Source organism: Staphylococcus sp. HMSC62A08, assembly GCF_001839105.1.
In the GTDB taxonomy this organism is placed as follows: domain Bacteria; phylum Bacillota; class Bacilli; order Staphylococcales; family Staphylococcaceae; genus Staphylococcus; species Staphylococcus caprae.
On the sequence record NZ_KV840027.1, the window covers coordinates 12,327 to 13,282 of the forward strand.

Annotated in this window: 2 protein-coding genes; one reads left to right on the forward strand and one right to left on the reverse strand. The window is 25.7% G+C overall.

Going from position 1 to position 956, the window contains the following annotated elements; translation table 11 throughout:
- The coding region (locus HMPREF3264_RS12865; RefSeq protein WP_371106818.1) for a DUF1672 family protein at positions 1-144 on the reverse strand (144 nt) is incomplete at its 3' end.
- 290 nt (positions 145-434) lie between these two features.
- On the opposite strand from HMPREF3264_RS12865, the gene HMPREF3264_RS00845 reads away from it, so the two are divergent.
- Positions 435-956, forward strand: a 522-nt coding sequence (locus HMPREF3264_RS00845) for a tandem-type lipoprotein (RefSeq protein ID WP_070871615.1), incomplete at its 3' end; no start/stop codon positions are given.

Genomic DNA, 956 nt, shown 5'->3' on the forward strand with positions numbered 1-956 from the left:
TGGCTGAAAACCTTGTCCTACATATTTACTAGCCGGCATTTCTTCGGGCACTGACTGTGACTCTTTATTTGAATCATTACTCATCGTTGAACATCCTCCTAATAATAATGATGAAACTAAAATGGAGCAGACTATTTTTTTCATGGCGCACCTCAAAAATATATTAGTTAGTATCATTCTAACTTAATTATTAAATTATATAAATAGTTTTTATAAATATATTGCATAAATAGAGTGATTTAAATATTTAAGTCTTATTTATTTACAAAAAATTAATAAACTAGAGAAGATAAAAGAGGATTTGATTAATACGATTAATTCAATGTTTTATGAGAGAATTGAAGAAAATTATTAAAACTTAAAATGAAAAACATAGGAATTTATATTAAAGTTGCGTTATGAATGATTACTTAGAATAGAAATGATGTGAAATAGTGAATATATCAAAAATGTGGATATTAGTAATAGCTATCCCATTAACAATTGTAGTTACCGTAGTAGGCGGATGGTATGGTTTAAAGCTAAATAAAGAAAAAGAGGTTAAAAATAGCTTCTCAAAGACATTGAATATGTATCCAATTAAAAATCTAGATGATTTATACGACAAAGAAGGATTTAGAGATGATAACTTTGATAAAGATGATAAAGGGAAATGGGTTTTAGATTCTGAAATGGCTATTCAAGAAAATGGCGGTGATCTGATTGGCGAAGGTATGGTGTTGAAATTAAACCGTAACACAAGAGAAGCAAAAGGTTTTTATTATATAAATAAATATAGTGACGATATAGATAAATATGATGATGGAGTAAAAGAATCAAGATATCCGGTTGAAATGAAAGATAATAAAATATATTTAACAAAAAAAGTTAAAGATAAAAATTTAAAAAATAAAATAAAAACCTTTAAATTTTTCTCTCAATACGGCAATTTTAAAGATATTGATTCATATAAAAAT